4 protein-coding genes and 1 pseudogene are annotated in these 3,864 nt (G+C 70.5%); 1 reads left to right on the forward strand and 4 read right to left on the reverse strand.

Translation table 11 applies throughout. The features are described 5' to 3' along the window. Positions 1 to 35: 35 nt before the first annotated feature. Positions 36 to 800, reverse strand: coding sequence for an SRPBCC domain-containing protein (locus tag G6027_RS07880; RefSeq protein WP_182636693.1), 765 nt, complete (start codon positions 798 to 800; stop codon positions 36 to 38). Further along, positions 793 to 1,476, reverse strand: coding sequence for a helix-turn-helix domain-containing protein (locus tag G6027_RS07885; RefSeq protein ID WP_182636694.1), 684 nt, complete (start codon positions 1,474 to 1,476; stop codon positions 793 to 795). Before G6027_RS07885 ends, G6027_RS07880 begins: the two co-directional genes overlap by 8 nt. Before the next feature lie 199 nt (positions 1,477 to 1,675). Between G6027_RS07885 and G6027_RS07890 the strand changes: the two genes are divergently transcribed. Then, positions 1,676 to 2,605, forward strand: a complete 930-nt coding sequence (locus G6027_RS07890) for an amidohydrolase family protein (protein WP_187702714.1) — start codon at positions 1,676 to 1,678, stop codon at positions 2,603 to 2,605. Positions 2,606 to 2,749: 144 nt separating this feature from the next. Here the strand turns inward: G6027_RS07890 and recR are convergent. Next, a pseudogene (gene recR, locus G6027_RS07895) lies at positions 2,750 to 3,355 on the reverse strand (recombination mediator RecR); the annotation flags it as partial. Between the two features lie 82 nt (positions 3,356 to 3,437). Continuing rightward, positions 3,438 to 3,773, reverse strand: a complete 336-nt coding sequence (locus tag G6027_RS07900) for a YbaB/EbfC family nucleoid-associated protein (protein ID WP_095717156.1) — start codon at positions 3,771 to 3,773, stop codon at positions 3,438 to 3,440. Positions 3,774 to 3,864 lie beyond the last annotated feature (91 nt).

A 3,864-nucleotide genomic window follows, 5' to 3' on the forward strand; every position in this document is an offset into this window, starting at 1 on the left:
GCGAACGCCTGGCGGCCGCCCGCCGTTGACGCCTGCTAGCCCGCCGGTGGGGCGGCCGGCGGCGGGAACAGCGAGTCGGTCCAGCGCTGCCAGTCGGCGGTGAGCGCGTCGCGGTCGAACCCCTCGCCGAAGTAATAGTGGACGACGGTGACCATGCCCCACGCGCCGTCCCCGCTGAAGAAATGGGCGCCGCTGTCGCTGCGGATGCCCAGGTTTCCCGGTTCGGCCACCTCCACCACGCCGTCGATCGGGTCGAGCCCGTCGGGTGTCAGGTGCACGGTGTCGCCGACCTCCAGCTGTCGATCGATGCCCAGCGCGTCGTCGAACTGCGCCCAGATGCCGTCCTTGTCGAGGTCGCTGAACGCGATGATCGACACGGTGACCGGCGGTAGGCCACGGAAGTGCTCGAAGTAGCGGCGCAGGTTAGCAAGGAATCCGTCCCAACCGTGGCTGTGGTACTCGGCCTCCCAGTCCTCGCCGGTGATGCCGCTGTGGATGAGCCGTAGTACCGCCCCGCCACCGTCCCTGCCCTCCACGAGGAACTCCACGACCTCCGTCTGGCCGTCCGCGGAGGACGAGTATCGCCGCCCGGGTTCCCACTCCCGGACCGTGGCCTCGGAGATGTTGCCGGATCCGAAGTCGGATACGACGCGCGCGCCGACGCCTCCCTCCGGCGGGTCGAACCGGTGCGGCACGAACCAGCACGCCATGCCCTCACCTGTGGCGACGGCCTCCCACACCTCCTCCGGCGTGGCGTCGAGCTCGATGGACTTCTCGATCCGCTTGGGCTGGTCAGACATCGTCCTTCTCCTCACTGTCGTGTGGGTCGCTGTCGTGTGTGTCGCTGTCGTATGTGGCGCTGCCAGATGCGTCGGCGCTCGCGGAAGGGTCGGCGTTCCCGGGTGGGACGGCGTGCATCCCCACGATGAGCCGGTGTCGGCGGCCCCCGTCGGAGGAGTCGTCGTGGTACTTGGACACGAGCCTGGTGACCGCGTCTGTGAGTTCGTCGGCGAACGCCGCGCGATCGGCCGGGGTGGCGAAGCGCACCTCGCCGTCGAGACCGAACGTCCCGACCCGCTTGCCGGCCCGGCGCGCCCCCACGATCAGTTCCCCCACCTCGCGCACCATGCGCGAGGCCAGCGCGAGGAGCCACCGTGGTGACGCCTGGTCGCGATCGGTGCCGACGGCCGGTTGGACCCGCCCCATCACGCCGGGAGAAACGACGTACGACGACGACGAGGCCCTCAGGATCCGTTCGTGGACGTTCCCCCGCCGTCGCTCCTCGACCAGCTCGACCAGACCGTGCCTCTCGAGCTGCCGCAGGTGATAGTTGAGCTTCTGTCTGGGCACACCGAGGCGGGCGGCGAGCGTGGTGGCCGACCCCGGTTCGGAGAGTTCGGCCAACAGTCGCGTGCGGATCGGGGCCAGGGCGGCGGTCGCCACCTCGGCGCTGTCGATCACTCCGATGTCCTGCATGACCCCAGACTCCTACCGACAAACTTTCTTGTCAAGATGAATTTCTCCGTCGGTGCGGTACGGGACGAGCTCGCGCGCCCCGCTGGTCCCGTGCACCCGGTGGTGCGTGCTCTCGGGGCGGCCGCGACTCGGGGGTGGACGCCCCCGGGAAGCGCTCGACCAGTCGGCCGCAGGGCGGCGCTGGCCTACGCTCGGATCCATGTGTATCCACCACGGCACCGCCGCCCTCACCGGCTCCGTGACCCCTCCCGATCCCGCTCACGAGGCAGCGCAGGTGCGCGCTCTGTGGGAGCCGCTGGGCCTTCCGGGGATCATCGACGTCCACACTCACTTCATGCCCGACCGGGTGATGGCCAAGGTGTGGGACTACTTCGACGCCGCCGGCCCCAAGATCGGGCGGACGTGGCCGATCACCTACCGGGAGGCCGAGGACGAGCGCGTCGAGCGCCTGAGGTCCTACGGGGTGCTGGCGTTCTCGTCGATGCTGTACCCGCACAAGGCGGACATGGGGGCGTGGCTCAACTCATGGTCGGCGGACTTCGCCTCACGGCACCCTGACTGCCTGCACACCGCGACCTTCTTCCCCGAGCCGACCGCAGGCGACTACGTCCGGGACGCGATCGAGGCCGGGGCCCGGGTGTTCAAGTCGCACATCCAGGTCGGCGAGTACGACCCGCGCGATCCACTTCTGGATCCGGTGTGGGGTCGGCTCGCGGAGGCGCAGGTGCCCACGGTGATCCATTGCGGAAGCGGCCCCGTGGCGGGCACTTTCACGGGCCCGGAGCCGGTCGCGGCCGTGCTCGAGAGGTTCCCGGACCTCCCGTTGATCATCGCCCACATGGGCATGGGCGAGTACACGGAGTTCATGGACCTGGCCGAGCGGTACGACGGCGTCTACCTCGACACCACCATGGCGTTCACCGACTTCGTCGAGGAGATCAGCCCGTTCCCGGCCTCCGAGCGCGGGCGGCTCGCCGATCTGGGACACAAGATCCTGCTGGGGACCGACTTCCCGAACATCCCCTACCCGTTCGCGCACCAGCTCGACGCCCTGGCGGGACTCGGGATGGGCGATGACTGGCTACGGGCGGTGTGGCACGGAAACGCGGCGAGACTCTTCGGCCTCTGACGGTCCGGTGCGGCCCGCCGCGCCACTGCCCGCTCCCGGGACCGGCTGCTCTGCCGGTTCGGGGGACGGCTGGGGGATCGGGGGCTCGGCCTGCTCGGGACGGAGCACGCCTCCCGACCGCGCGGGCTGAGAGGGGCCACCGGACAGGATCCGACGGCCCGACAGGGCGCTGCCCAGGGTCAGCTCGTCCGCGAACTCGAGATCCGCGCCCATGGGTAGGCCCGAGGCCAGGCGGCTCACCATGAGCTCGGGGAACGGCCGCAGCAACCTGGCCAGGTACGTGGAGGTGGCCTCGCCGGTGGTGTTGGGGTCGGTCGCGATGATGATCTCCGCGATCTCCTCGCCCTCGAACTCCTCCCCGACCCGCCTCATCAGGCCGGCGATGCGCAGCTCGTTGGGGCCGATGCCGTTGATCGGATCGAGCGCGCCACCGAGCACGTGGTACAGCCCGCGGAACTCGCGGGTGCGCTCGATGGCCTCGATGTCCTTGGGCTCCTCGACCACGCAGATGAGCGTGGGGTCGCGCCGCGGGTCGGAGCAGATGCGGCAGCGCTCGGCCGCCGCCACCGTTCCGCAGACCTCGCAGTACGTGACGCCGTCGACCACCGCCTGCAGCGCGGAACGCAGCCGCTCCACCGACTCCGGCTCCGCCTGCAGGAGGTGGAAGGCCAGCCGCTGCGCGGACTTCGGACCGACGCCCGGCAGCTTGCCGAACTCGTCGATCAGGTTCTGGACTGGTCCCTCGTACATCGCCGTTCCTGTGCTGTGTCGTTCCCGGCGTCGGGTGCGACGCGGGGTGGCGGGGTCCGGATCTCCCCGGATCCCGCCGGGCTCACATGCCCAGGCCACCCATCATGTCGCCGAGGCCGCCGCCGGAGGCCAGCGGCCCGAGCCGCGACTCCGCGAGCTGCTGGACCTTGGTGTGGGCGTCACCGAACGCGCCGACGAGCAGATCCTGGAGCGTCTCGATGTCCTCGGGGTCCACGACCTTGGGGTCCACCGTGACCCCGGTGACCTCACCGGTGCCGCGCATGGTGACGGTGACGAGGCCGCCACCGGCCTGGCCGTCGACCGTGCTCGCGGCGATCTCCTGCTGCGCCTGGGCGAGCTGGGCCTGCATCTGCTGGGCCTGCTCGAGGAGGGCGTTCATGTCGGGTCCGGGCTGCATGGCGGGTCCTTTCGGCTGGTGCCGTTCTGGGCCGGGGCGGCCCCGGTCGGTCGGAACCCAGGGTAGCCGCACCATCGGACAGCGTGCCCCG

It is taken from the genome of Dietzia sp. SLG310A2-38A2 (genome assembly GCF_014145095.1).
Taxonomy (GTDB): domain Bacteria; phylum Actinomycetota; class Actinomycetes; order Mycobacteriales; family Mycobacteriaceae; genus Dietzia.

Coding starts and splice junctions, on each gene's coding strand:
- G6027_RS07880 (WP_182636693.1), bottom strand. CDS start 800: ATGTCTGACCAGCCCAAGCGGATCGAGAAGTCCATCGAGCTCGACGCC.
- G6027_RS07885 (WP_182636694.1), bottom strand. CDS start 1,476: ATGCAGGACATCGGAGTGATCGACAGCGCCGAGGTGGCGACCGCCGCC.
- G6027_RS07890 (WP_187702714.1), top strand. CDS start 1,676: ATGTGTATCCACCACGGCACCGCCGCCCTCACCGGCTCCGTGACCCCT.
- G6027_RS07900 (WP_095717156.1), bottom strand. CDS start 3,773: ATGCAGCCCGGACCCGACATGAACGCCCTCCTCGAGCAGGCCCAGCAG.